Annotated in this window: 18 protein-coding genes, 2 tRNA genes, 3 rRNA genes and 2 pseudogenes; 7 read left to right on the top strand and 18 right to left on the bottom strand. The window is 67.6% G+C overall.

The annotated features are described in order from the left end of the window. Positions 1–220: 220 nt before the first annotated feature. From EV371_RS14195 to EV371_RS14180, 4 genes are read right to left on the bottom strand one after another with little or no spacing between them, the layout of a single operon-like run. On the bottom strand, positions 221–1,105 hold the full coding sequence (locus EV371_RS14195; protein ID WP_130462458.1) for an NAD kinase: 885 nt from the start codon (positions 1,103–1,105) through the stop codon (positions 221–223). Continuing rightward, positions 1,102–1,929 (bottom strand): TlyA family RNA methyltransferase, encoded by an 828-nt coding sequence (locus EV371_RS14190; RefSeq protein ID WP_130462457.1) that lies wholly within the window; start codon positions 1,927–1,929, stop codon positions 1,102–1,104. Before EV371_RS14190 ends, EV371_RS14195 begins: the two co-directional genes overlap by 4 nt. Before the next feature lie 25 nt (positions 1,930–1,954). After that, positions 1,955–2,218 carry a hypothetical protein gene (locus EV371_RS14185; protein ID WP_130462456.1) on the bottom strand — a complete coding sequence of 88 codons (264 nt, stop codon included), beginning with the start codon at positions 2,216–2,218 and terminating at the stop codon, positions 1,955–1,957. 52 nt (positions 2,219–2,270) lie between these two features. After that, positions 2,271–2,888 (bottom strand): histone H1-like repetitive region-containing protein, encoded by a 618-nt coding sequence (locus tag EV371_RS14180; protein ID WP_130462455.1) that lies wholly within the window; start codon positions 2,886–2,888, stop codon positions 2,271–2,273. Positions 2,889–3,006: 118 nt separating this feature from the next. Here EV371_RS14180 and EV371_RS14175 point away from each other — a divergent pair, with 118 nt between their 5' ends. Then, positions 3,007–3,345 carry an alkyl sulfatase C-terminal domain-containing protein gene (locus tag EV371_RS14175; RefSeq protein WP_130462454.1) on the top strand — a complete coding sequence of 113 codons (339 nt, stop codon included), beginning with the start codon at positions 3,007–3,009 and terminating at the stop codon, positions 3,343–3,345. A gap of 59 nt (positions 3,346–3,404) precedes the next feature. Here the strand turns inward: EV371_RS14175 and EV371_RS14170 are convergent, their stop codons facing one another. The 5 genes from EV371_RS14170 to EV371_RS14150 all read right to left on the bottom strand — a co-directional run bounded on the left by EV371_RS14170 (position 3,405) and on the right by EV371_RS14150 (position 12,257). Then, on the bottom strand, positions 3,405–4,433 hold the full coding sequence (locus tag EV371_RS14170) for an HAD-IIA family hydrolase (protein ID WP_165436687.1): 1,029 nt from the start codon (positions 4,431–4,433) through the stop codon (positions 3,405–3,407). Beyond that, complete coding sequence (locus tag EV371_RS14165) at positions 4,430–5,275, bottom strand: tetratricopeptide repeat protein (protein ID WP_486484605.1); 846 nt, start codon at positions 5,273–5,275, stop codon at positions 4,430–4,432. Before EV371_RS14165 ends, EV371_RS14170 begins: the two co-directional genes overlap by 4 nt. Positions 5,276–7,047: 1,772 nt before the next feature. Beyond that, positions 7,048–7,164 (bottom strand): 5S ribosomal RNA (rrf, locus tag EV371_RS14160). A 104-nt stretch (positions 7,165–7,268) separates the two neighbouring features. Beyond that, a 23S ribosomal RNA gene (locus tag EV371_RS14155) occupies positions 7,269–10,384 on the bottom strand. A 357-nt stretch (positions 10,385–10,741) separates the two neighbouring features. Next, positions 10,742–12,257, bottom strand: a 16S ribosomal RNA gene (locus EV371_RS14150). The 16S, 23S and 5S rRNA genes sit together here, the layout of an rRNA operon. Before the next feature lie 617 nt (positions 12,258–12,874). Here EV371_RS14150 and EV371_RS14145 point away from each other — a divergent pair. Continuing rightward, positions 12,875–13,099, top strand: a complete 225-nt coding sequence (locus EV371_RS14145; RefSeq protein WP_130462452.1) for a hypothetical protein — start codon at positions 12,875–12,877, stop codon at positions 13,097–13,099. Positions 13,100–13,232: 133 nt separating this feature from the next. On the opposite strand, the gene EV371_RS14140 is transcribed toward EV371_RS14145, so the two are convergent. The 6 genes from EV371_RS14140 to EV371_RS14115 form a co-directional block, all read right to left on the bottom strand. Beyond that, a complete protein-coding gene (locus tag EV371_RS14140) occupies positions 13,233–14,030 on the bottom strand; it encodes a nitrilase-related carbon-nitrogen hydrolase (protein WP_130462451.1) in 798 nt (265 codons plus the stop codon). A 61-nt stretch (positions 14,031–14,091) separates the two neighbouring features. Further along, positions 14,092–15,384: an ATP-dependent Clp protease ATP-binding subunit ClpX gene (gene clpX, locus EV371_RS14135; protein ID WP_130462450.1), complete on the bottom strand. Its 1,293-nt coding sequence runs from the start codon at positions 15,382–15,384 to the stop codon at positions 14,092–14,094. 217 nt (positions 15,385–15,601) lie between these two features. Beyond that, on the bottom strand, positions 15,602–16,270 hold the full coding sequence (locus EV371_RS14130; RefSeq protein WP_101367584.1) for an ATP-dependent Clp protease proteolytic subunit: 669 nt from the start codon (positions 16,268–16,270) through the stop codon (positions 15,602–15,604). Positions 16,271–16,281: 11 nt separating this feature from the next. Next, entirely contained in the window at positions 16,282–16,902 is a 621-nt protein-coding gene (locus tag EV371_RS14125) for an ATP-dependent Clp protease proteolytic subunit (protein ID WP_130462449.1), read from the bottom strand. 258 nt (positions 16,903–17,160) lie between these two features. Next, the gene (gene tig / locus EV371_RS14120; protein WP_130462448.1) at positions 17,161–18,519 is read right to left on the bottom strand and encodes a trigger factor; all 1,359 of its coding nucleotides are present in this window, start codon (positions 18,517–18,519) and stop codon (positions 17,161–17,163) included. A gap of 152 nt (positions 18,520–18,671) precedes the next feature. Beyond that, positions 18,672–18,745 (bottom strand) — tRNA-Pro (locus EV371_RS14115). Positions 18,746–19,021: 276 nt separating this feature from the next. On the opposite strand from EV371_RS14115, the gene EV371_RS14110 reads away from it, so the two are divergent. After that, positions 19,022–19,095, top strand: a tRNA-Gly gene (locus tag EV371_RS14110). A 546-nt stretch (positions 19,096–19,641) separates the two neighbouring features. On the opposite strand, the gene EV371_RS14100 is transcribed toward EV371_RS14110, so the two are convergent. Beyond that, a complete protein-coding gene (locus EV371_RS14100; protein ID WP_130462447.1) occupies positions 19,642–20,004 on the bottom strand; it encodes a hypothetical protein in 363 nt (120 codons plus the stop codon). A gap of 841 nt (positions 20,005–20,845) precedes the next feature. Continuing rightward, a pseudogene (locus tag EV371_RS14095) lies at positions 20,846–21,194 on the bottom strand (ADP-ribosylation/crystallin J1); the annotation flags it as partial. 159 nt (positions 21,195–21,353) lie between these two features. Here EV371_RS14095 and EV371_RS14090 point away from each other — a divergent pair. Both EV371_RS14090 and EV371_RS14085 read left to right on the top strand, forming a co-directional pair. After that, entirely contained in the window at positions 21,354–21,596 is a 243-nt protein-coding gene (locus EV371_RS14090) for a hypothetical protein (protein ID WP_130462446.1), read from the top strand. Beyond that, entirely contained in the window at positions 21,581–21,913 is a 333-nt protein-coding gene (locus tag EV371_RS14085; protein WP_130462445.1) for a type II toxin-antitoxin system PemK/MazF family toxin, read from the top strand. The genes EV371_RS14090 and EV371_RS14085 overlap by 16 nt, the downstream gene beginning before the upstream one ends. Positions 21,914–22,221: 308 nt before the next feature. Here the strand turns inward: EV371_RS14085 and EV371_RS14080 are convergent. Continuing rightward, positions 22,222–22,826 (bottom strand): annotated as a pseudogene (locus EV371_RS14080) (IS1634 family transposase); the annotation flags it as partial. 200 nt (positions 22,827–23,026) lie between these two features. On the opposite strand from EV371_RS14080, the gene EV371_RS14075 reads away from it, so the two are divergent. Together EV371_RS14075 and EV371_RS14070 are read left to right on the top strand one after the other, a co-directional pair. Next, positions 23,027–23,758, top strand: a complete 732-nt coding sequence (locus EV371_RS14075) for a response regulator (RefSeq protein ID WP_207230482.1) — start codon at positions 23,027–23,029, stop codon at positions 23,756–23,758. Next, entirely contained in the window at positions 23,755–25,206 is a 1,452-nt protein-coding gene (locus EV371_RS14070; protein ID WP_130462444.1) for a sensor histidine kinase, read from the top strand. The genes EV371_RS14075 and EV371_RS14070 overlap by 4 nt, the downstream gene beginning before the upstream one ends. Positions 25,207–25,217 lie beyond the last annotated feature (11 nt).

Here is a 25,217-nt window from a genome sequence, read left to right as displayed (position 1 = left end):
TCGGGCCCGCGGCCCGCCCGTCCGTCCGGCATACGTCGGCCCGCGGATCGCCCCGTTGCCGGCCGGCGGGCACCGGCGGATCGCCCTGTTGCCGGCCGGCGGGCACCGGCGGATCGCCCTGTTGCCGGCCGGCGGGCATCGGCGGGTCGGGCGACTGTCCGGCCACGGTAGCGGCCTGTGGATCGCGGTGCTGTCCGGTGCCGCTGGCACCCCGCCGTGGTCAGCGGCGGTTGCCCCGCCAGCCGTGCACCGGCAGGCCGAACTTCGCCACCAGCCGGTCGGTGAAATGCCGGGTGCGCAGCCGGACGATTCGCACCGGCAGCGCACCCCGCTGCACCGTCACCCTGGCCCCGGGCGGCAGGTCGTAGACCCGGCGACCGTCGCAGCAGAGCACCGCCAGGGTGGTGAACGGGTCCACCGTGATGGTGAAGCTCGCCGTCGGCGCGGTAACGATCGGCCGGCTGAACAGCGCGTGCGCGCTGATCGGCACCAGCAGCAGCGCCTCCACCTCCGGCCAGACCACCGGGCCACCGGCCGAGAACGCGTACGCGGTGGAGCCGGTCGGCGTCGCACAGACCACACCGTCGCAGCCGTACCGGGACAGTGGCCGGTCGTCGACGTCGACGAGCAGCTCCAGCATCTGGGCCCGCTCGCCCTTCTCCACGCTCACCTCGTTGAGCGCCCACGAATCGATCACCGGACCGCCCTCGAACTCGGCCCGGGTGTCGAGGGTGAGCCGCTCGTCCACTGTGTAGTTCCGGTCCACGATGTCCCGGACCGCCTGATCCAGGTCGTCGATCTCGGCCTCGGCGAGGAAGCCGACCTTTCCGAGGTTGATACCGAGCAGCGGTGCCTTCGCCGGCCGGGCCAGATCGGCGGCGCGCAGGAAGGTACCGTCGCCGCCGAGCGCGAGGACGATCTCGGCGCCCTCGGCCGCGCCGAGCAGGCTCACCGGGGTCACCCCGGGCAGGTCCAGGTCGTCGGCCTCCTCGGCCACCACCCGGACCTCGAAGCCGGCCTGGATCAGGTCCGCAGCGACCGTACGGGCATGCTCGGTGCTCCGCCGCCGTCCGGTGTGCGTGACCAACAGCGCCGTCCGGGTCATCGGACTCCCTCCCGCGCCACCGCCGGCCCGGCCGTCACCACCGCTGCCACCAGCGCCTCGTCCGGCGGTGGCGCGTCGGCGCGCAGCCAGACGAAGAACTCCACATTGCCGCTCGGCCCCGGTAGCGGGCTCGCCACCACACCGGCCAGGCCGAGACCGAGTCCGGCCGCCGCGTCGGTCACCGTGCGCACCGCCTCGACCCGTAGCTGCGGATCGCGTACCACCCCACCGCTGCCCACCCGTTCCCTTCCCACCTCGAACTGCGGCTTGACCATCAGCACCAGGTCACCGTCCGGGGTGGTGCAGCCGGCAAGCGCCGGCAGTACCAGGCGGAGCGAGATGAACGACAGGTCCGCGACGGTGAGGGTCACCGTGCCGCCGATGGTGTCGGGCGTCAGGGTACGCACATTCGTGCGCTCGAATACCCGGACCCGCTGGTCGGACCGGATTGTCCAGGCCAGCTGGCCGTAGCCGACGTCCACCGCCACCACCTCGGCGGCGCCGGCCCGGAGCAGCACGTCGGTGAAACCACCGGTCGACGCTCCCGCGTCCAGGCAGCGCCGGCCGGTGACGTCCAGCCCGTCCGGGGCGAACGCCGCGAGCGCGCCGGCCAGTTTGTGGCCGCCCCGGGAGACGTACTCCGTACTCGGGTCCTCGCCGAGCACCCGAACCGGATCCGCCGGGTCCACCATCGCGGCCACCTTCTGCGCCCGTACCCCGCGGACCTGCACCCGCCCGGCCTCGACCAGCGCCGCTGCCTGTTCCCGGGACCGGGCCATCCCACGGCGGACGAGTTCGGCGTCGAGCCGGGTACGACGTGCCATCGCAGTTCTCCGAGGGGGGCTGGGCTCACGCCTGGTCGATGGTGGCGAGGGTTTCCCGCAGGGTCTGGTGCGCCGCCTCGTACTGGGCGATCTGGTCGGCAGGCGGCAGGTTCGCGGCGTTCGCCATCGCCCGAAGTACCGCGTCCACGGCGGGGTGACCCGAACCGTCGCCGTCCGGGCCAGTGGCATTGCTCCGCTCGCCCGCCGACGCCGGGCCGGGAGCCGGACGGGCCGTTCCGGGAACGGGCGGAGCCGGCCGGAACGACCCCGGTAGGGGTACCTGACTCATGCCGCTCCTCCGCACTGCCCCTCAACCCGGCGGACCCGGTCTCCAGTGGAGATCATGCCGCATCGCCGCCCGGCGGCGCCGTCCGCTTGGCCACGGCCCTGCCCGGAACCGACTTCTTCACGGCCACCGCCTTGCTCGCGTCCGCCTTCCTCGCCACGGTCTTCTTCGCCGTCGGCTGGTTCGCCACGGCCTTCTTCGCCACGGCCTTCTTGGCGACCGCCTTCTTCGCCACCGTCTTCTTGGCGACCGCCTTCTTCGCCACGGTCTTCTTGGCTGGCCTGTCACTTCCGGCCGGCGCATCCCGACCCGGTGGTCGTCCCTCGCCCGCTTCCGTCGCCGCCGCACCGACGGCGCCACCCGGCGCCCCCGCCCGGGCGGCAGAGAGTTCCCGCTCCAACCGGGCGACCCGGTCGGTCAGCGCCGTGACCTCGTCCGCGCTGGCCAGCCCGAGGGCCGCGAGGGTGCGGTCGATCTCGACCCGGATGATCCGGATCAGCGCCTCCCGGTTGGCCATCCCGGTGGAAACCAGCTCCTCGGCCATGGTCTGCAGTTGAGCGGCCGTGGCTCCGCTGGATCCGACCAGCTTCCTGGCGGCGGCCTGCGCACGCTTCTTCGACGCTTCCGTCAGCCCAAGGGCCAGCTCAAGGTAGGCCCGCCACGCGTCCTGCATACCTCGGTCCTTTCGCGGGTGCCGACTGTTCAGGTTGTCACGCTACCGGGCGCCCCGGTCCGCCCAGTGCGGTACGGTGCCCGGGGACGGGCGTGGCGTGATGCGAGGGGGCACGACGATGGCGACCGTGGACGAGTGCCGGCAGGCGTTGCACGATTTGGCGGCCCGGATGGACGCCAACGCCGACAAGGTACGCAAGCAGGTCGATCTCGACCGCACCCTGGCCTGCCGGATCACCGACCTGGGTACGGCGTTCCACGGCCGGCTGACCGGTGGACGCCTGGTCGAGCTGGCTGACGGGGACGACCCGCAGGCGAAGATCGCGCTGAGCACCACCAGTGACGACCTGATCCGCCTCGTCCGAGGCGAGCTGGACGTGCCGAAGGCCCTCGCCTCCCGGCAGATGTCGATCAACGCCAACCCGTTCGATCTGCTCAAGCTCCGCAAGATGCTCTGACCGCAGATGCTCTGACCACAGCTGGCCCGTCCACGCCGTCCCGCCGATGTCACTCGCGGTCAGGGCAGCAGGCCAAGTTCCTCGAGAGTCTTCCGGGCCGCTTCGGATCCCGGCTCCAGGGCATCGACCGGCACTCCCGACCAACTCGCCGCACAGAGCGCGGCCAGTGCGGCCATCCTCGTACCCTCCCCGGTGAGAACCGTCGGACCGCCGTCGACCACCTGCCAGCCGGCGCCGGCCCCTTCGGCGGGATCGGCGCTCAGCCGGGCGACCCGGGCCGGGTCGAAGAGGCCGCCCAGGTCGCTCGCCACGAAGTCCGGCCGGGCCGACGGCGCCGCGCGCAGCAGGTCGACCGGCGCCGACACCCCGGTGAGTACCAGCAGACTTTCCATCCCGGCCCGGACCGCGCCCTCGATGTCGGTGTCCAGACGGTCGCCGACCACCAGCGGGCGGGCCGCACCGAACCGCCGGGCGGCGGCGGTGAACAGCGCCGGCTCCGGCTTGCCGACCACCACGTCGGGGTCGCGGGCGAGCGCGGTACGCACCGCCGCGACCAGTGAGCCGTTTCCGGGCACCGGACCACGGGCGGTCGGCAGTGTCCGGTCCGTGTTGGTCACGAACCAGTCCGCGCCGGCCCGTATCGCCAGGGCCGCCTCGGCGAGCTCCGCCCAGCCGACCTCCGGCCCGTAGCCCTGCACCACCGCCACCGGCGCGTCCTCCAGCCGGGAGACGGGACGCAACCCGACGTCACGTACCTCGGTCCGGAGTGCCTCTGCCCCGACCACCAGCACCGGAGAGTCCGGCGGAAACCGGTGGGCCAGCAACTCCGCCGCGGCGGCCGCCGAGGTGAGCACCTCCTGCGGCCGCACGGTGAGCCCCATCCCGGTGAGCAGCGCGGCGACCTCGTCGGCGCGCCGGGAGGCGTTGTTCGTCGCGTACGCCAGCGGCTTGCCCTCGGCGTGCAGCCGGCCGACCGCGGCGACCGCCGTCACGATCGGCCGGTCGACGAGATAGACCACACCGTCCAGATCGAAGATCACCAGTTCGTACGCGTCGACCAGCCGGCCGCCCGGCGAGGAGTGGCTCACGATTCCGCGCCACGCACCGGAGGCACCGTGCGGTCAGCCTCAGCCACCTCCGCGTCCTCTCCGGTGTCCGAGCTCGGCTCGCTCGGCTCAGGATCGGCGGGCGCCAGGGCCGTCTCGGCCCCCGGTGTCGGCGCGTCCCCGTCGTTCAGCTCCACATCGACCGGCTCCGCGTCGGTCAACTCCGAGTCGATCGGCTCCGCATCGCCGACCGGTCGAGCCTCCTCGACCCCGGCCGCGTCGTCCCCGACCTCGTTATCGGCCTCGCCCTCGGCGTCGTCCTCGTCCTCGTCGCTTTCCAGCACGACGCCGTCGATCTCCAGCAGCCGCTCGGCGGCGTCGGTCTCACCGAACTCGTCCACCTCGGCCGCCCTGGCGAACCACTCCCGCGCCTCCTCCGCCCGGTCCACCGCGAGCAGCGCGTCGGCGTACGCGTAACGCAGCCGGGCCGTCCACGGCTCGGCCTGCGCGGCGGTCAGTTCACGCACCTGGAGCATCGCCACTGCCGCGTCGCCCTGGCCCATGTCGCTACGGGCCCCGGCCGCCACGATCAACAACTCCACCGCCCCGGCCGCATCCAGCGACTCGCGGTCGGCGCCCCGGTAGAGGTCGATCGCGCGCTCCGGACGCCCGAGCGCCCGCTCACAGTCAGCGATCACCGCCAGGTGGGTCTGCCGCCCGCTCATCCGGTGGTACGTCCGGAGTTCGGCGATGGCGGTCTGCCACTCACCCGCCCGGTACGCCGCCAGCCCTACCGCCTCCCGCACGGGTGCGATCCGGGCAGCCAGCCGCCGCGCGGCAAGCGCGTGCTCCAGAGCCAGGCCCGGGTCCTCGTCGATCAGCACTCCGGTCGCGACGAGATGCCGCGCGACCGTATCCGCGACCGGCTTGGCCAGCGAGAGAAGCTCCGCTCGTACCGCACTGTCGAGATCCGTGGCAACGATCTCCTCCGGCAGGGTAGGGCCGGCAACGTCCCCGGCAGCACCCGGGCGGTCGGAGCGGTCACGTCGATCCTGGCCGCCGGAGCGGGTGTAGCCAGCGTCGTCCCCACCGGTTCCGTTCCGGCCCGACGGGCCGGTCCCCTGCCGAGGTTTCCGGTCACGCCGGCCCTCGTCGGCACGGCCACGGTCGGCACCAGCCGGCCGGAAGCCCTCCCGGGCAGCGCCCCGGCCGTCCCGGTCCGACCTGCGGAAACCGCCACGGTCGCCATCACGCGCACCGTCCCGGTCCGAACCTCGGAAGCTGCCTTCCCGGCCTCGGCCGTCGAACCCACGACGACCCGCGTCGTCGCCGAAGCGCCGCCCGGCGCCACGCTGGTCCGCGCCGCCCGACGGTCCGCCACGGTGGTCACCGCCGCGTCCGCCTTCACCGCCGGACCCCCGGTCCGAGCGTCCCCGGTAGCCACTCTCGCCCCGGTAACCACCGTCCCGCCGGTCGTCGCGGTAGCCGGCGCCACGCGCGTCGCCACCGCCCCGTCGGTCGTCGCCCCGCCGGTCGTCGCGGTAGCCGGCGCCACGGCCATCGCCACCACCGCGTCGGTCGTCACGGAAGCCGGGCCGGGAGCCGCCCCGGAAGCCACCGCTCTCGCCCCGGTAGCCACCACGCCGATCGTCACCACCGGAGCCACCGCCCCGACCCTGGTAGCCACCACCGCGCCGATCGTCACCACCGGAGTAACCCCGGTAGCCGCCGCCGGCACCTCGGGACTCGCCGCGCCGGCCCTCGTCTCGGGGACGGCCACCACGCGGGTCACGGTCGCCCCGCCGGTCGTCTCGGAAGTCACCGCCCCGCGAGGGGTAGTCGGTACGGGGGCGACGGTCACCGCGGCTGGAGTCGTCCCGTCCTCCGGACTGGTACCCCCGCTCGCGGTAGCCACCGTCCCTGTCGGTGCCATCACGCGGGCCCGTGCCGGCCGGACGGTTGTCCTGGCGTCCGGCCGTGCGCCCCGAGCCGAAGTCGTCGTCCCGGCGCCCGTCGCCACCCCGGTAGCCACCACCGGGCCGGAAGCCGGCGTCGCCGTCCCGCCGGCCGGAGTCGCGGTATCCGCCGCCACCGACGTCGTCACCACGGGAGCCCCGGTAACCACCGGACCGCCGACCGTCGGCGCCGAACCGGCCAGCACCACCGGTACGGTCGCCCCGGAAGCCGCGGTCACCTCGGGCATCCCGGTCGCCCCGGAAGCCGCCGCCGCGTTGCCCGTCTCGGAAGCCGCCGCCGCGTCGCTCTTCACCACCGGACCGGTAGCCGCCAGGGCGGCCGTCCCGGTAGCCGGCCCCGTCGCGGGCAGCCGGACGGTCGCGGCGCTCACCCTCACGAGGAGCTGCGCGGTCACGGCGGTCGCTTCCCCGGCCCTCGGTCCGACGACTCCCAGCCGGATAGCCTCCCCGGTCTCCGGATGCGCCAGGCGAATCGCGGTCCCCGCGATAGGGCGGACGCGCGTCTCGACGCGGGGAATCATCCCGACCGCCGCTACGGCGGTCCGGATGGTCGTCTCGACGGCGCGGGCGGTCTCCGCCATGCGCTCCTGCACTCACGGGGTACATCCTTCCTCATGGCGAGATCGCCGCATCACGCAGTGCAGGGCCACCCCGACCGGGGTGGCCCTGCAAACTAAGATGTCCGGCGGTGTCTTACTCTCCCACACCCTCCCGAGTGCAGTACCATCAGCGCTGGAAGGCTTAGCTTCCGGGTTCGGAATGTAACCGGGCGTTTCCCTTCCGCCATAACCGCCGTAACCCTATCAACAACACAAACAACAACCCCCGACCCACACACGCGGGGAAACCAACTCTTGTTGTTCGTTTGCTGTGAATCACACAGTGGACGCGTAGCAGCTTTGTAGTCAAGTCCTCGGCTTATTAGTACCGGTCAACTGAACCAGTTACCTGGCTTACATCTCCGGCCTATCAACCCAGTCGTCTCACTGGGAGCCTTACCCCCTAATAGGGGTGGGATACCTCATCTTGAAGCAGGCTTCCCGCTTAGATGCTTTCAGCGGTTATCCCTCCCGAACGTAGCCAACCAGCCGTGCCCCTGGCGGGACAACTGGCACACCAGAGGTTCGTCCGTCCCGGTCCTCTCGTACTAGGGACAGCCCTTCTCAAGTATCCTACGCGCACGGCGGATAGGGACCGAACTGTCTCACGACGTTCTAAACCCAGCTCGCGTACCGCTTTAATGGGCGAACAGCCCAACCCTTGGGACCTGCTACAGCCCCAGGATGCGACGAGCCGACATCGAGGTGCCAAACCATCCCGTCGATATGGACTCTTGGGGAAGATCAGCCTGTTATCCCCGGGGTACCTTTTATCCGTTGAGCGACACCGCTTCCACACGCAAGTGCCGGATCACTAGTCCCGACTTTCGTCCCTGCTCGACCCGTCAGTCTCACAGTCAAGCTCCCTTATACACTTACACTCAACACCTGATTGCCAACCAGGCTGAGGGAACCTTTGGGCGCCTCCGTTACCATTTAGGAGGCAACCGCCCCAGTTAAACTACCCACCAGACACTGTCCCTGAACCCGATAAGGGCCCGAAGTTAGATACCCGAACCAACCAGAGTGGTATTTCAAGATTGCCTCCACCCATACTGGCGTATAGGCTTCACCGGCTCCCACCTATCCTACACAAGCTAATTCAAGCACCAATGTCAAGCTATAGTAAAGGTCCCGGGGTCTTTCCGTCCTGCCGCGCGTAACGAGCATCTTTACTCGTACTGCAATTTCGCCGGGCCTGTGGTTGAGACAGTGGGGAAGTCGTTACGCCATTCGTGCAGGTCGGAACTTACCCGACAAGGAATTTCGCTACCTTAGGATGGTTATAGTTACCACCGCCGTTTACTGGCGCTTAAGTTCTCAGCTTCGCCCCCCGAAAGGAGCTAACCGGTCCCCTTAACGTTCCAGCACCGGGCAGGCGTCAGTCCATATACATCGAATTACTTCTTCGCATGGACCTGTGTTTTTAGTAAACAGTCGCTTCCCCCTGCTCTCTGCGGCCATACCACGCTCCACAAGCGTGTTGCTTCACGTGTCCGGCCCCCCTTCTCCCTAAGTTACGGGGGCAATTTGCCGAGTTCCTTAACCACAGTTCACCCGATCGCCTCGGTATTCTCTACCTGACCACCTGTGTCGGTTTAGGGTACGGGCCGCTCGGAACTCGCTAGAGGCTTTTCTCGGCAGCATAGGATCACTGACTTCACCTGAATCGGCTCGGCATCACGTCTCACCCACACGCACCACGGATTTACCTATGGCACGGGCTACACGCTTACCCCGGCACAACCACCGGCCGGGCTCAGCTACCTTCCTGCGTCACCCCATCGCTTGACTACTACCCGCCAGGTTCCCACGCTCCCCCACCTCAACCCGAAGGTCTTGGCAGGTTCGGGTGGTTAGCACAACGAGGTTCATCACGGGCGCTCCTACACGGGTACGGGAATATCAACCCGTTATCCATCGACTACGCCTCTCGGCCTCGCCTTAGGCCCCGACTCACCCAGGGCGGATTAACCTGGCCCTGGAACCCTTGGTCATCCGGCGGAAGGGTTTCTCACCCTTCTTTCGCTACTCATGCCTGCATTCTCACTCGTGCCGCGTCCACAACTCGATCACTCGGCTGCTTCACCCCCGGCACGACGCTCCCCTACCCACCCACACACCTGCACGACAATCCAAAGACCATCGCGAAGTCAATATGTGAATGCCACAGCTTCGGCGGTGTACTTGAGCCCCGCTACATTGTCGGCGCGGAACCACTTGACCAGTGAGCTATTACGCACTCTTTAAAGGATGGCTGCTTCTAAGCCAACCTCCTGGTTGTCTATGCGACCCCACATCCTTTTCCACTTAGCACACGCTTAGGGGCCTTAGCTGGCGATCTGGGCTGTTTCCCTCTCGACTACGAAGCTTATCCCCCGCAGTCTCACTGCCGCGCTCTCACTTACCGGCATTCGGAGTTTAGCTGATTTCAGTAACCTTGTAGGGCCCCTAGACCATCCAGTGCTCTACCTCCGGCAAGAAACACACGACGCTGCACCTAAATGCATTTCGGGGAGAACCAGCTATCACGGAGTTTGATTGGCCTTTCACCCCTAACCACAGGTCATCCCCCAACTTTTCAACGTTGGTGGGTTCGGCCCTCCACGCGGTCTTACCCACGCTTCAGCCTGCCCATGGCTAGATCACCCCGCTTCGGGTCTAGAACACGCGACTACACGCCCTATTCAGACTCGCTTTCGCTACGGCTACCCCACACAGGTTAACCTCGCCACATGCCACTAACTCGCAGGCTCATTCTTCAAAAGGCACGCCGTCACCCCAAAAAGAGGCTCCGACGGATTGTAGGCGAACGGTTTCAGGTACTATTTCACTCCCCTCCCGGGGTACTTTTCACCATTCCCTCACGGTACTCGTCCGCTATCGGTCACCAGGAAGTATTTAGGCTTACCAGGTGGTCCTGGCAGATTCACGGCAGATTTCAGGAGTCCGCCGCTACTCGGGAACACCCACAAGGAAGACCAGATGCTTTCACCTACCGGACTATCACCGCCTACGGTTGGCTTTTCCACACCATTCAGCTAACACCTGGCTTTATCACTCCCCACACGAGTGTCAGCTCGTGTCATGAGGTCCCACAACCCCGACCACGCAACCCCTGACAGGTATCACACGCAACCGGTTTAGCCTCAATCCGCTTTCGCTCGCCACTACTCACGGAATCACTATTGTTTTCTCTTCCTACGGGTACTGAGATGTTTCACTTCCCCGCGTTCCCTCCACACACCCTATGAATTCAGGTGCAGGTGACACCACATGACTGGTGCCAGGTTACCCCATTCGGACACCCTGGGATCACAGCTCGGTTGACAGCTCCCCCAGGCCTATCGCGGCCTCCCACGTCCTTCATCGGCTCCTGGTGCCAAGGCATCCACCGTCCGCCCTTGACAACTTGACCACAAAGATGCTCGCGTCCACTGTGCAATTCTCAACAAACGACCAACCCACCACCCACACCCCACACCAGCAACCCCACCCCCCACAAAAGAGGCAGAACCCGGTATGCGAGGCCAAGCGTGCCTGGCAGAGACAACAACCCACAGGTTGTTCCCTCAGGACCCAACAGGATGCTCTACACCCACCACCAGCCGCACCAACCCGACCTTCCACACCCCCACACAGGGGGCCGTACTCGCCGAAAGTTGGCCGCTGCCAGCCGTGAACTCACCAGTGTCTCCGCCAATCGAGCACCCCGCCACCACACAAACGGATGACACGGGCTCCTACCCGACCTTCGCCAGGAGGCGCTCCTTAGAAAGGAGGTGATCCAGCCGCACCTTCCGGTACGGCTACCTTGTTACGACTTCGTCCCAATCGCCAGCCCCACCTTCGACCACTCCCCCCCTCACGGGTTAGGCCATGGGCTTCGGGTGTTGCCGACTTTCGTGACGTGACGGGCGGTGTGTACAAGGCCCGGGAACGTATTCACCGCAGCGTTGCTGATCTGCGATTACTAGCGACTCCGACTTCACGGGGTCGAGTTGCAGACCCCGATCCGAACTGAGACCGGCTTTTTGGGATTCGCTCCACCTCACGGTATCGCAGCCCATTGTACCGGCCATTGTAGCATGCGTGAAGCCCTGGACATAAGGGGCATGATGACTTGACGTCATCCCCACCTTCCTCCGAGTTGACCCCGGCAGTCTTCGATGAGTCCCCACCATAACGTGCTGGCAACATCGAACAAGGGTTGCGCTCGTTGCGGGACTTAACCCAACATCTCACGACACGAGCTGACGACAGCCATGCACCACCTGTGACCGCCCCCGAAGGACCCCACATCTCTGCAGGTTTTGCGGCCATGTCAAACCCAGGTAAGGTTCTTCGCGTTGCATCGAATTAATCCGCATGCTCCGCCGCTTGTGCGGGCCCCCGTCAATTCCTTTGAGTTTTAGCCTTGCGGCCGTACTCCCCAGGCGGGGCGCTTAATGCGTTAGCTGCGGCACAGAGAACCGGAGAGGCCCCCCACACCTAGCGCCCAACGTTTACAGCGTGGACTACCAGGGTATCTAATCCTGTTCGCTCCCCACGCTTTCGCTCCTCAGCGTCAGTATCGGCCCAGAGACCCGCCTTCGCCACCGGTGTTCCTCCTGATATCTGCGCATTTCACCGCTACACCAGGAATTCCAGTCTCCCCTACCGAACTCTAGCCTGCCCGTATCGGCTGCAAGCCCACAGTTGAGCCGTGGGTTTTCACAGTCGACGCGACAAGCCGCCTACGAGCTCTTTACGCCCAATAAATCCGGACAACGCTCGCGCCCTACGTCTTACCGCGGCTGCTGGCACGTAGTTGGCCGGCGCTTCTTCTGCAGGTACCGTCACAAACGCTTCGTCCCTGCTGAAAGAGGTTTACAACCCGAAGGCCGTCATCCCTCACGCGGCGTCGCTGCATCAGGCTTCCGCCCATTGTGCAATATTCCCCACTGCTGCCTCCCGTAGGAGTCTGGGCCGTGTCTCAGTCCCAGTGTGGCCGGTCGCCCTCTCAGGCCGGCTACCCGTCATCGCCTTGGTAGGCCATCACCCCACCAACAAGCTGATAGGCCGCGAGCCCATCCCAAGCCGAAAAACTTTCCACCCACCCCCATGCGGAGACAGGTCATATCCGGTATTAGCCCCCGTTTCCGAGGGTTATCCCAAAGCCTGAGGCAGGTTACTCACGTGTTACTCACCCGTTCGCCGCTCGAGTACCCCGAAGGGCCTTTCCGCTCGACTTGCATGTGTTAAGCACGCCGCCAGCGTTCGTCCTGAGCCAGGATCAAACTCTCCAACAAAAACCAAACGGAAAATCCAAACCCCGGCAACAAAAAACACTTGCTGCCAAACAAAACTTGGCACTGGCTTATCAAGCACCCTGTTGAGTTCTCAAAGAACAACCACACACCAAAACACGAACCCCAACTCGGGGAACGGCCTCGGGGCAACTTGCCTAACCTACCCGTCCAGGCCCGCAGTGTCAAGCCCCAACTTCTGACTCGATCTGCGAATCTGAAGAATCCTCGTACTGACGCCCACCGAAGAACGGTGCTCGTTGCTGTCGAGGGAAGCCCGCAGACCGGCCGATGGCCGCTCGCGGCTCATCTGCCCGGCTCCTGCCGGCCTCAGACACTCTACTCGGTTGGTCCCGCATTCTCAACCTGAAACATCTCCGGTCGAGCGCACCACCCGGCCTCCGCCTCCGTCCGGCAGGCACCCCTTCGGGAGACCGCCGTCGGAAGACCGAGGTGCTCGCGGCCCGGCCTCGTCGTCCGGGGCGCCGCGTGCAGAGAGAAAGGTACGCCGCTGGACCGCTGGGCGCAAATCGACGTACTCCTCCTTCCTGTACCGCTGTGACCGGACCGTGCCGCGCTAGTCCGTGTCATACCTGGGCAAGCGTGTCAGAGTGGCAACCATGGCCGCGTTCGCGAGCTCCACACAGATCACCGTCGCGCAGGACAGCATCACCGCGCTCCTGCTGCCGTTCTGGCAGCTCGTGATCGGCGGTCTCGTGCTGCTGGCCGTGGTCGCCTCGATACACCGGCTGGCGCGTCGCGGCCGATCCCGGATGACCACCGGACTGCTGGTGACGGCCACCGCGATCATCGGCCTGGCCGTCGTCGGCATGCTGCTGCAATAGCCGATCCCTGTTCCCTCCGGCGTCGCCGGACCGCCGCGGTCGGTCGCCGTTCCGATGTGACCGCACGCTGCCGCGACGAGACGGACGCCGTCCTGACGTGACGGGTGCCGTCCTGATGACGTGACGGGTGCCGTCAGAGGCGGCGGTTGGCCAGGCTGGGCAGCTCGGTTCGGATGTCGTGCAGCCGGTCGAGGTCGAGGTCGGCGACGACGATCCCGACCGTGTCCGGCGCCTGACCGAGTACGGTCCCCCAGGGGTCGATCACCATGCTGCGACCGAAGCAGGTGCGACCTGGATCGTGGTCACCGATCTGTCCCGCCGCCGCCACGTAGCACTGGTTCTCGATCGCCCGGGCGCGCAACAGGACCTCCCAGTGGTCCCGGCCGGTGTGCAGCATGAAGGCGGCGGGCACCACCAGCAGTTGAGCCTGCCCACCGACGGCCAACTGCCGGTACAACTCGGGAAAGCGCAGGTCGTAGCAGATCGACAGGCCGACGCGTACGCCGTCGACCGTGACGGTGACCGGCGCGGAACCGGCGGCGACGGTCTTGGATTCGAGGTACGAGACCCGCCCCGGGATCTCCACGTCGTAGAGGTGGATCTTGCGGTACGTCGCGGCGAGCGCACCGGAACGGTCGAAGATCAGCGAGGTGTTGTAGGTGTGCTCCGGATCCGGCCCCGTCTCGTGGAACGAACCGGCATGCACCCACATCCCGTGCCGCCGGGCCAGCTCGGCGAAGAACGCGGCGAACTCGCCGTCGACCGGCTCAGGTGGCGGCAGTCCACGGGACGGGCCGAGGTAGTCGACGTACTCCGGAAGGATCGCCAGGTCCGCTCCGGCGGCCGCGGCCCGGGCGAGCAGCTCGCCGGCGGCGGCCAGGTTGGCCTTCCGGTCGTCGCGGGCGTTGAGCTGGCAGACTGCGACGCGCATGCGGAGAGCCTACGGCCGTGGTCTCCGGGTGACCAGGCTTACCCGGGCGGGCGCGGGGCGGTCAGGCCGAGCGCTCCTCGCGCTCGCGACGGGCGCGGCGGCCGGTGAACTCGCGCGGAACGATCGTCGGGTTGACGTTCTCCAGCACCACACCCCGGGTGATCAGGACGCGGGCCGCATTCGGGTTGCTGGGCACCTCGTACATCACCGAGAGCAGGACCTCTTCGAGGATGGCGCGCAGGCCCCGGGCACCGGTGCCGCGCAGCATGGCCTGATCGGCGATCGCCTCCAACGCCGCCGGCTCGAACTCCAGCTCCACACCGTCGAGCTCGAAGAGGCGCTGGTACTGCCGGACGAGCGCGTTGCGTGGCTCGGTCAGGATCCTGACCAGCGCCTCGCGGTTGAGGCTCCGGACGTTGGTGATCACCGGGAGCCGGCCGATGAACTCGGGAATCAGACCGAACTTGAGCATGTCCTCCGGCATGACCCGACCGAAGATGTCGTCGGTCGAGCGCTCGGAGACCGAACGGAGGTGGGCACCGAAGCCGAGCCCGCCCTGGCCGGTACGGGCCTCGATGATCTGGTCCAGCCCGGCGAAGGCACCACCGCAGATGAACAGCACGTTGGTGGTGTCGATCTGAATGAACTCCTGGTGCGGGTGTTTCCGGCCACCCTGCGGCGGCACGTTGGCCACCGTGCCTTCCAGGATCTTGAGCAGCGCCTGCTGCACACCCTCACCGGAGACGTCCCTGGTGATCGACGGGTTCTCCGACTTGCGGGCGATCTTGTCGACCTCGTCGATGTAGATGATCCCGGTCTCGGCCCGCTTGATGTCGTAGTCGGCGGCCTGGATCAGCTTCAGCAGGATGTTCTCGACGTCCTCGCCGACGTAGCCGGCCTCGGTCAGCGCGGTCGCGTCGGCGATCGCGAACGGCACGTTCAGCATCCGGGCGAGAGTCTGGGCCAGGTGTGTCTTTCCGCACCCGGTGGGACCGATCAGCAGGATGTTGGACTTCGACAGCTCCACCCCGTCGGCGGAACCGGGCCCGCCGGCGCCCTCGGCCTGGATCCGCTTGTAGTGGTTGTAGACCGCTACCGCGAGGGCCTTCTTCGCCTGGTCCTGGCCCACGACGTACTGGTCGAGGAACTGGCAGATCTCCATCGGCTTGGGAAGCTCTTCCCACTTCACCTCGCCAGACTCGGCCAGCTCCTCCTCGATGATCTCGTTGCAGAGGTCGATGCACTCGTCGCAGATATAGACCCCGGGGCCTGCGATGAGCTTCTTGACCTGCTTCTGCGACTTGCCGCAGAAGGAGCACTTCAGTAGGTCGCCACCGTCGCCGATCCGTGCCACCTACGTTCTCCCTGCGCTCATCGGCCAGCCTGTCCTAGCAGAGACACTGGCCTGCGGACGGTACGCCCGTCGGTCTTCTTCACCGGCCGGTCCCGACCGGCCATGGGCGGTGCAGAACCGACGTTACCCGCTGCGCGGGGTTTCTCCGACCCCCAAAGCGGGGTGTGTCAGAGGCCGGCCACCGGACAACCGGACGGCCGGCCTCTGACCAGAATGATCAGCTCGAGGCGTTCGCCGCGAGCAGGCCCTTCTTTCGGCTGGTCAGGATCGTGTCGACCAGACCGTACTCACGGGACTCCTCCGCGGTCATGAACTTGTCACGGTCGATATCACGACGGACTCGTTCAATCGGCTGGTTGGAGTGTCGGGAAAGCATCTCCTCGAGCTGGGTACGCATCCGGAGGATCTCCCGGGCCTGGATCTCGATGTCCGAGCCCTGCCCGTAGCCGCCCTCGGTGGCCGGCTGGTGGATGATGATCCGGGAGTTCGGCAGCGCCATGCGCTTGCCGGGCGTACCGGCGGCGAGGAGTACGGCGGCCGCGCTGGCCGCCTGCCCGAGGCAGACGGTCTGGATGTCCGGCCGGACGTACTGCATCGTGTCGTAGATCGCCGTCATGGCCGTGAACGAGCCACCGGGCGAGTTGATGTACATGATGATGTCGCGGTCCGGGTCGGTGCCCTCCAGCGTCAGCAGCTGAGCCATCACGTCGTTGGCCGACGCGTCGTCCACCTGCACGCCGAGGAAGATGATCCGGTCCTCGAAGAGCTTGTTGTAGGGGTTCGACTCCTTGACGCCGTACGAGGTGCGCTCGACGAAGGAGGGCAGGACGTACCGGTTGTGCACGGGCTGGAAGCCGCCACCGGCAAGCAGGGTCGGGTCGGTCATCTTTCCGCTCCTCAGCTCAGGGTCCCGGCGCCTTCCGGAACCTGCGCGGCTCCGGTGATCACCTTGTCGATGAAGCCGTAGTCCTTGGCCTCGGTGGCGGTGAACCAGCGGTCCCGGTCCGAGTCGGCCTCGATCTGGGCCTGCTCCTGGCCGGTGTGGAAGGCCACCCGCTCCTGGAACATCCGCTTGGTGTAGAGCATCTGCTCGGCCTGGATGGCGATGTCGGAGGCCGTCCCGCCCATGCCGCCGGACGGCTGATGCATCATGATCCGCGCATGCGGCAGGGCGTAGCGCTTGCCCTTGGTGCCGGCGCAGAGCAGGAGCTGGCCCATCGAGGCGGCCATGCCCATCGCGACCGTGGAGACGTCGTTGTCGATGAACTGCATCGTGTCGTAGATCGCCATGCCGGAGTAGACCGAGCCACCCGGCGAGTTGATCCACAGGTTGATGTCGCGGCCGGGGTCCTCCGCGGCGAGTAGCAGCAGCTGTGCGCAGATGCGGTTGGCGACCTGGTCGGTCACCTCGCTGCCAAGGAAGATGATCCGCTCCTTGAGCAGCCGGTTGTAGACCGAGTCGTCGAGGTTGCCACCAAGTGCGTCCGCACTGCGGGCTTCGGTCACCCGCAGGGGCATAGCTGAGAAGTCTGAACCAGTCATGGCAGCCCTTCGCTCTCCGTGCGTCTTACGCCCGACATTAACCGCTGACCGGGGTCGTAACGTCCCGGTCCGGGCACTGTTCGCTCACAGCGCAGTTGGTCCCTGGCCGCAGCGCGGCTGGCCGCAGCGCGGCTGGCGGCGGCGCGCTGACCGCCCGGGGCGTACTCGATGGGGTTTCGGCCGGTCGGGCCCGGAGCGTGGCGTCGGGACCCGGCGGTCACGACCCCGCGCGGCTCAGTGCTCGTGGTCGTGCTCGTGGTCGTGCTCCTCGCCACTCGCGGCGCGCAGCTCTTCCATGCTGATCGGGTTGCCGGCCGAGTCAGTGATCTTGATCCGCTCCATCACCATGGCCAGGGCCTTGCCCCGCCGGACGTCGCCGAAGACCGCGCCGGCCGCACCGGAGCGGACGAGCTGGTCGTAGTACTGCTGGGGAGCCATCCCGGCGCGCTGCGCCCGGTGCACGATCTCGTGCCCGAACTCGTCGTCGGAGACCTGCACCTGCTCGGCGTCGGCCAGGGTGTCCAGCAGAAGCTGGATCTTGACCCCCTCGGTGGCCGCGTCCTTCAGCTCGGCGTCGATCTGCTCCTCGGTCTTCTCCTCGGAGGTGAGATATTCCTCCAGGGAGGCGCCGATCCGCTCCAGCTGGTCGACCATGGCCTGCTTGCGGTGCTCGACCTCCTCGCGCACGACCCCCTCCGGGGCCGGCACGTCGGCGGCCGCCACGATCTGCTCCAAGGCGCGGTCCCGAGCGGCGTAGATCTGCTCGATCTTCTTCGACCGGCTGACCCGCTCGCGGATGTCGCCCCGCAGCTCGTCGAGGGTGTCAAACTCGCTGGCGAGCTGGGCAAAATCGTCGTCGAGCGGCGGCAGTTCCTTCTCCTTGACGGTGCGGACCGTCACGGCGACGTCGGCGTCCCGCCCGGCGAAGTCGCCGCCGACGAGCTGGGTCTGGAAGTTGGTCGCCTCACCGGCCGAGAGGCCGACCAGTACCTCGTCCAGCCCTGGCAGGAGCTGCTTGCTGCCGACCTCGTGCGAGATGTTGGTGGCCGAGCCGCCCGGCACCTCCTCGCCGTCGACGGTCGCCGCCAGGTCGATCTGCACGTAGTCGCCCTCCTGGGCGGCCCGCTCGACCGTCTTCAGCGTGGCGAACCGCTCCCGCAGACTGGCGACCTGGGCCTCGATCTCGTCCTCGTCGATCTGAAGCTCGTCGACGGTCACCTCGACCGTGGAGAGGTCGGGCAGCGAAATCTCGGGGCGGACATCGACCTCGGCGGTGAACTTCAGCGCGTCACCGTCGTTGAACTCGGTAATCTCGACCTCGGGCCGGCCCAGCGTCTTGACGTCGTGCTCGCGGACCGCGGCGAGAATGTTCTCCGGAATGGCCTCCTGGACGGCCTCGTTGAGCACCGCGCCGCGGCCGACCCGCTGGTCGATCACCGCCGCCGGCACCTTGCCGCGCCGGAAACCCGGGACGTTGACCTGCGAGGCGATCTCCCGGTACGCCTTCTTGAGGCTCGGCTCGAGCTCGACGAACGGCACCTCGATGGCGAGCCGCACGCGCGTCGGGCTCAGAGTCTCGACGGTGCTCTTCACAGGCGTACTCCTTGACGGATCTCGATCTTTATTCTGGGCCGGTATTCAGCCCATCGAGTGTAGGCGAGCCGGCGGAGGCGTCTGACGGCGCGGGGTGGCAAGGCTCACCCCGCAGCCGAGGCTCCCCCCGCAGCCGCAGCCGCGGGCGACAGTCGGGGTGGCGGGATTTGAACCCACGGCCCCTCGCTCCCAAAGCGAGTGCGCTACCAAGCTGCGCCACACCCCGTGGCGGTGAAGAGTGTATGCGGTCCGGTCGGGGTCACGCCCGCCCGGTCTCCGTGCCGGGCCGCCGTGTCGCCCCGATCCAGCTTGATCCAGGTGTACGCGGGGTGCCGGCGCTTCCCGTCCCGGACCCGTCCGCCTGGCGGGTGGTGGGGTGGAGAGTGCCCGGTGGCGGGTGGCTGGGTGGGGTGGGGTGGCGCCAGCCGGCGGTATGCCGGTGTCGGCGGAGCGGGGCGACCGGTTAGGCTATGCGTCGCGTCCCGAGATGATCGGGGCGAGCGCGGGCGTAGCTCAATGGCAGAGCTTCAGTCTTCCAAACTGACGGTGCGGGTTCGATTCCCGTCGCCCGCTCCACACCCTCCGGCCCAGGGCAGCGGCATGATCGCCTCGCCTGGGCCGATTCGTTTCCAGCCCTTGTCGATCTTGCGGGCCATTCGCGTGCCAGTAGCGCGCGCCGCGCCGTCCGGGGTGGCCTTCCGGGTCGCCTTCTTCGCTGCCTGCTCCCGGGTGGCCCTGGGTGACTTCTTGGGCTTCGGTTGGCCCTTGGCGATCCGGCGATCCATGCCAGCGGCGATCTCCCGGTCACGCTCGCTGGTGGCGTGCTGGTAGATGAGCGCGGCCCGCATGCTGGCGTGGCCCATCCGGTGCATCAGCTCCTCAGACGCGCTCTAGCTTACGGCTGTAGTGGCGATCGTTCGGATCACTGCCGTTGCCGGCAGCAACCCGACCGTACGCCTTCATGAACGGCCCTATCCCTCGCCGGAGTCGGTCACGTCGGTGCCCCATGGACCGACGGTAGGCGCTGTAGGACTCTGCGGGCCAAGGGTTTGTCACTCATAGCCACCCACTGTGGCGGGTGCATGACGCCTCCTGCTGGAATCGAGTTGAGACGGGCGGGGCCTACTCGGCTCTGCTGCGGACCTGGTGCTGTTGGTCCACTCCGATGCACGCCACCACGGACGAGGCATCAGCCGACAGGAAGAGCTGAAAGTAGTACGGCGGATTATCGACCCGCACTCCGCCGAGGCGTAACGCCTGGTGTCCCGCACCGCGCAGATGCTCGACAGCTTCCGCGAAGCCAAGCGTAGGTATCCCAGCATCGCGGGTGATCTTGTCCCGAACGCCGTATGTCGCTGCCAGTTGGCTCGCTGGGACGAGCCCGGCGGCGATGTCGAACCCGGCACCGGCGCCAAGTGCTGCCCGACACGCCTCGTACGCCTCGCCCGCACCACCCAACAGGGCCACCAGGGTTTCCCGCCGCACGGCAACAACGTACCGGACGAAGCACCCGGAGAGCCGTGACGATTGCGTGGGTGGTTGGCCGCCATCGTGGGCCGGGCAATCGCTGCCGCGCCGCTTCGCGGCTCGACCCGCAACCAGGACTCCGGCCGTCCAGCCAGTCTCCGATGTGGCGCTGCACGAGCCGCAGTCTCCGTGACAATGCTGAGGTGTCGTCGGCGTACGGCGAATGCCAGTCGTGCCAGTCCGTCGTTTCGGTCACCCGACGATGCTGCCATGCCGGATTAGCACCAGGCCGATCCCGTCCGCTTTACCACACACAAAAGCACGCCACAAAGAAGCGCTACCCTCGGTCATGACATCTTGGACGAATCGGTACACGGACGTGCCGAGAACAGTGCGACGTTCTCCCCCGCTCCGGCGGGCGGTTTCGGCAGCGGAGTAGGCGTCGTTGTGGCAGCAGGGCGTGGACCGGTTACTCCGCCTCGAACTCGAAGGTGCCCGCCTCGATGCGGTCGATGAGCTGGCTGACATCGTCCGCTTGCCGGATTGCGCTTTCCCATCCACTGCTTGTGATGTCGACCAGCAGCACCGGTGCAGGGTCGATGCGCAGGTCGAGCACGAGTTGTTCACGGGAGCCGTCACCGCCGATGATCGCGATGCCGGGGTGCGCATCGGTGGCTTCGCCCCATGCGTCATGCAGCTCGATCATCTCGCGTGGCGAATTGAGCCAAACGTAGGTCTCGCGGGTCACCCAGCCTCGCCGGAACCACGACTCACCTTGGAGGTAGGCTCGCCAATCGACAGGCAGAGGTCGGCCCAATGCCTTGTCGGCATCGAAGAATTCCTGGTCGTTCACTGAGCCGCGGTACTCGGCGCCCTCGGTGATCGCGCCGACAAGGTGGGCGTTGAGGTCGGCAAGCTCCTCGGCGGGGATCCAGTACTCCAGCACGTCGCGGCCACCGGCCTGGTGAACCTCGTAACGGTCCAAGTACGAGCGCTGGACATCGAACCGGGTTACGTAACCGACACCTTCAGCGGGGACGTTCCACTCGCGGGCGATCTTCGTCGCGTACCAGCGATTGAGCACGAGGTAGAAGATCGGCTGGTCCGGCAGGCGTGGTGGCCATGCCCGCCACCCCGATGCCGCCTACGAGGTCAAGTTCGGCCTGCCCGGTAGGCCGCCATAAGGTGGTCGTGTCGGAGTTGTCGATGGTCTGCTCCTCGTCAATCGTGGTTGCAGGGCTTCGTGGCGAGCCGCGCGTCCACCAGGGCCTGTCTCGCGATTACGCTGCGCTCCTGGGAGTTGCTGGTTGACGATTCAGGGTGCCCAGGTGCGGCACTACCACTGTCGAGTGGTAGGCTCCGGTGGTATGACGCAGGCGATCAAACGCACCCTATCGATGCGCCCCGAGGTCGATCGAATGCTCACCGCCCATGTCCAGCGCACGCCCGGGGCCACGATGTCCGCGACCGTCAATGCAGCCTTGGCCGAGTACCTGGAGGCTGCGGCGCTGGAGGCGTATCGGCGATGGGACGCCGAGGCCGACGAGGGTGAGCGAGCAGCCTTGGACGCGTTCGCCGTCCACCATGACGAGTCTTGGTCCGCCGGGTGAGGCGGGGAAGCATTCTGCAGTACCTGGTGGGCAGCCACCGGCTGCGAGTCGTCGTCGTCACGGCGGATCGATACAATCCGACCCACGGTCTCGTGGCCCCGCTTCGCGAACGAACCGCACCCGACCTCGCCCCCGCGTTCCTCGTGCCGCTGAGCCGGCAGGACTGGCCGACCGCCGCTGTCATTGATCTCTCCCGGGTACGCGCCCTCGACCCCGCATCAGTCGCCGGACCGGCCGGCCAGCTCACCCACACAACCCTCACGGCCTTGACGACCGCCGTCCGCAGCTACCTCGGCGCGGCGGACCGGATTTCTTAGCAGACCTGACACGGCTTCAGAGGCACTCCCCACTTGGATCGCGGTTACCTTGCCGTCCGCCGGTTTGACCGTCGGACGGTGCACTTCGCTGGCGGCATCGCTGGTGTGGGGATCGGGGTGGCGCTGCCCATGGGACTGGCACGGTGTTGCCCACCCATCCGGTGTTTCGAACTGGCTCGATGTATTCACCGTGGTAGCCGATGGAGTGCAGCAACAGCAGCGTGGCGTAGCGGCGGTAGAGCTGCCAGCTGTCCTCGACGAGTCCATCGTGCCTGTAGATCTGATCCTGAGGTGTCTGCGGGTGGATCAACCCAGACGATGCGGGCCAGGCTCCATTCGCGCATGTCGGTCTTGACCTGCCGGATCAGGGCGGAGTCGCCGGTGTTGCCGGGCCAGCACCACACGCGCACGGGGATGCCGGGGCGGGTAACGGCCATCGCGACCACCACCTGGGGCAGGTCGTCGCGGGGGAGTCCCTGCTCTTGCCATGGGTGCGGAACCCGGCCTGCTTGGCTGCTGCGGGATCGTCGGCGTCGACCGGTTCGCCCTTGTCGTCACGCCAGACGAGGTCGTCGGCCTCGTCGAGTTCGAAGTAGGTGCTGGTGGTGTCGAAGAACAGCAGGTCGACTTGCAGGTTGAGCAGGTCGGCAATCTGGTCGTAGACACCGCGGGTCAACGCGGGTTCGACCTCGATGAGCTGGTCCATCGCCCGGTAGCAGGCGTCGTTGGTGACGTGCGCAAGGCCGGGCAGGTGCACGTCCTGGCAGACCCAGTCGGCGCCGGCCAGTTTGCTCGACGGCGTCAGCGCCCGGTTCGCGACCAGCGCGAACAGAACCCGTTCGACGTCGACCTCGCGGCGGGTCGAGCCGACCAGCGGCCGCAGGACGGTGTCGATACGCAGCCGGCGCCACAGCCGACGAACGTTCACGCGTACCTGACTGGCCGGGCCAACCTGTACGCCGAAGATCATGCGGTGGGTGGCGATCGCGGGTATGGCCCGCCGGATCACCCGCGGCGAAACCGGCCCGCCGGCCGACCCGCCGAACGTTCAACTGGACCTGATCACCACCCTCTCAACACGTTCTAATCCTGGCCTCAGGTTGATCGGGCAGGATGAGCGGAAAAGCATCGACTGGAGAGGGGCGGGCCGGCGTGCGGATCATGATCGCGGATGACGAGGCGGCCATCCGTGAGTCGCTGGAGCGGGTGCTCCAGGTCGAGGGTTACGACACCAGCACCGTCGCCAACGGTCTCGCGGTGCTCGACGGGGTCGGTGGGGCCGGCGGTGACAAGCTGGATCTGCTGATCCTCGACGTGATGATGCCCCGCCTCGGCGGGTTGGAGACCTGCCGGCGGTTGCGGGCGGCGGGTCGGGATCTGCCGGTGCTCATGCTGACCGCCCGTGACCAGGTCTCCGACCGGGTCGCCGGGCTGGACGCGGGCGCCGACGACTATCTACCCAAGCCGTTCGCCACCGAGGAGTTGCTGGCCCGGGTCCGGGCTCTGCTGCGCCGCCGCGCGCCGGGCGACGACGAGTCGCAGCTCCTGACGTTCGCCGACGTCCGGCTGGATCCCGACGGGTTCGAGGCGTGGCGGGGTGGGCGGCCGCTGCACCTGACCCGGACCGAGTTCTCCCTGCTGCAGGTCCTGATGCGCAACGCGACCCGGGTGTTGACCCGTGACGCGCTGTTCGAGGCGATCTGGGGCTTCGACATGAGCACGACCGCCAACAACCTCCAGGTGTATGTGAGCTACCTGCGCCGCAAGATGGAGGCCGAGGGTGAGCCGCGATTGATCTACACGCTGCGCGGCTTGGGGTACACGTTGCGGGAGACTCCTCCGTGAGCAGGCCCGCCGGCCGGGAACCGCGCCGGCTGACCCGATGGTGGCGCCGGCGGTCCCTGCGGACCAGGCTGACGGTGATCGCGGCGACGGCCATCGCGGTCTGCGTGTTCGTGGCCTTTCAGGTGGCCAGCGAGCTACTGGACTGGGAGCTGCGGGACACCGTCGAGGATCAGCTGCGCGCCGACTCCCGCGTCCTGGCGACGGACGCGGAGCGCGCCGGTCTGGCGCAGGTCCAGCTACCGCCGTATCCCGGATCCGGTCGGCTGGTGCGGGTCATCCTGCCCGACGGCTCGACCCGGACGCCGGTCGGCCAACCCGCGCTGCCTCCGGTCAGCGAGGACGCCGGGCGCGTGGCGCAGGGCGCGTTGGCCGACCTGATGGAGTCGAACGACAGCGATGACGACGGCTACGTCATCTACACGCTGCGGGCGGGCGACGGCGCGGTCCAGCTGGCCCGCGTCACCGACGACAGCCCGATCAACCAGTTCGGGTTTGGCATGCTGCTGATCGGGCTGCTCTGTGTGGTCGGCGGCGCCCTTGTCGGGCGGACCGTGGCGCGGGCCGGGCTGGCACCGATCGACCGGCTGACCGCCGCCGCGGTACGTGTCGCGCAGACCCGGGATCTCGACGCCGACATCCCGGATGAGGGCGGTGGGGAGATCCGGCGGCTGATCCTGTCGATCAACGACATGCTCGCCGCGCTTCGGGACTCCCGGCGGGCCCAGCGGTTGCTCGCCGAGGACGCCGCCCACGAGCTCAAGACCCCGCTCACCAGCCTGCGCCTCAACGTCGAGCTGTTGATCCGGCTCGATCGGCGCGGCACCCTGGACAGCGCACTGCCGGCGGAGAGCCGGACCCGGCTGCTCAACGATCTCGGCGCCCAGGTGGCCGAGTTGAGCACCCTTGCCGCCGAGCTGACCGACCTGGCGCGCGGTGACGTCAGCGACGAGAGCACCGAGCTGCTCGACCTCGCCGACGTGGTGGTGGCCGCCGCGACCCGGGCGCGTTCCCGCGTGCCCGACATCGAGGTCGCGCTCGACGTGACCTCCGTGTGGATGAGCGGGCGGCCCGCTGCGCTCCAGCGGGCGGTGCTCAACCTCATCGACAACGCCCGCAAATGGTCCCCTCCGGACCAGCCGGTCCAGGTCCGGCTCCGTGCCGAGGGCGCGTCGGCGGTGCTCGACGTCGACGACGCCGGGCCGGGCATCGACGCCGCCGACGTGCCGCGGGTGTTCGACCGGTTCTACCGTGCCGACAGCGCCCGGGCGTTGCCGGGATCCGGTCTGGGGCTGTCGATCGTGCAGCGGGTCGTCGACGCCCACGGCGGCCGGGTCACCGTCGCCCGGTCCGCACGCGGTGGCGCGCTGCTGCGGGTCGACCTTCCGGCCGCGGCCCCGCCCGCCCCGATCGCGCGGCTCACCGCCGGGGAGGACACCGCGGTGCGCTGACCTGCCCCGGC

Source organism: Plantactinospora sp. CNZ321 (assembly GCF_004217235.1).
Note: the sequence above shows the minus strand (reverse complement) of the source record. Positions and strands in the feature narration are given on the sequence as shown.

What these genes read in the sequence shown, in the direction of transcription:
- EV371_RS14195 (WP_130462458.1), bottom strand. Translation starts at nt 1,105, where the DNA reads ATGACCCGGACGGCGCTGTTGGTCACGCACACCGGACGGCGGCGGAGC.
- EV371_RS14190 (WP_130462457.1), bottom strand. Translation starts at nt 1,929, where the DNA reads ATGGCACGTCGTACCCGGCTCGACGCCGAACTCGTCCGCCGTGGGATG.
- EV371_RS14185 (WP_130462456.1), bottom strand. Translation starts at nt 2,218, where the DNA reads ATGAGTCAGGTACCCCTACCGGGGTCGTTCCGGCCGGCTCCGCCCGTT.
- EV371_RS14180 (WP_130462455.1), bottom strand. Translation starts at nt 2,888, where the DNA reads ATGCAGGACGCGTGGCGGGCCTACCTTGAGCTGGCCCTTGGGCTGACG.
- EV371_RS14175 (WP_130462454.1), top strand. Translation starts at nt 3,007, where the DNA reads ATGGCGACCGTGGACGAGTGCCGGCAGGCGTTGCACGATTTGGCGGCC.
- EV371_RS14145 (WP_130462452.1), top strand. Translation starts at nt 12,875, where the DNA reads ATGGCCGCGTTCGCGAGCTCCACACAGATCACCGTCGCGCAGGACAGC.
- EV371_RS14140 (WP_130462451.1), bottom strand. Translation starts at nt 14,030, where the DNA reads ATGCGCGTCGCAGTCTGCCAGCTCAACGCCCGCGACGACCGGAAGGCC.
- EV371_RS14130 (WP_101367584.1), bottom strand. Translation starts at nt 16,270, where the DNA reads ATGACCGACCCGACCCTGCTTGCCGGTGGCGGCTTCCAGCCCGTGCAC.
- EV371_RS14125 (WP_130462449.1), bottom strand. Translation starts at nt 16,902, where the DNA reads ATGCCCCTGCGGGTGACCGAAGCCCGCAGTGCGGACGCACTTGGTGGC.
- EV371_RS14090 (WP_130462446.1), top strand. Translation starts at nt 21,354, where the DNA reads ATGACGCAGGCGATCAAACGCACCCTATCGATGCGCCCCGAGGTCGAT.
- EV371_RS14075 (WP_207230482.1), top strand. Translation starts at nt 23,027, where the DNA reads ATGAGCGGAAAAGCATCGACTGGAGAGGGGCGGGCCGGCGTGCGGATC.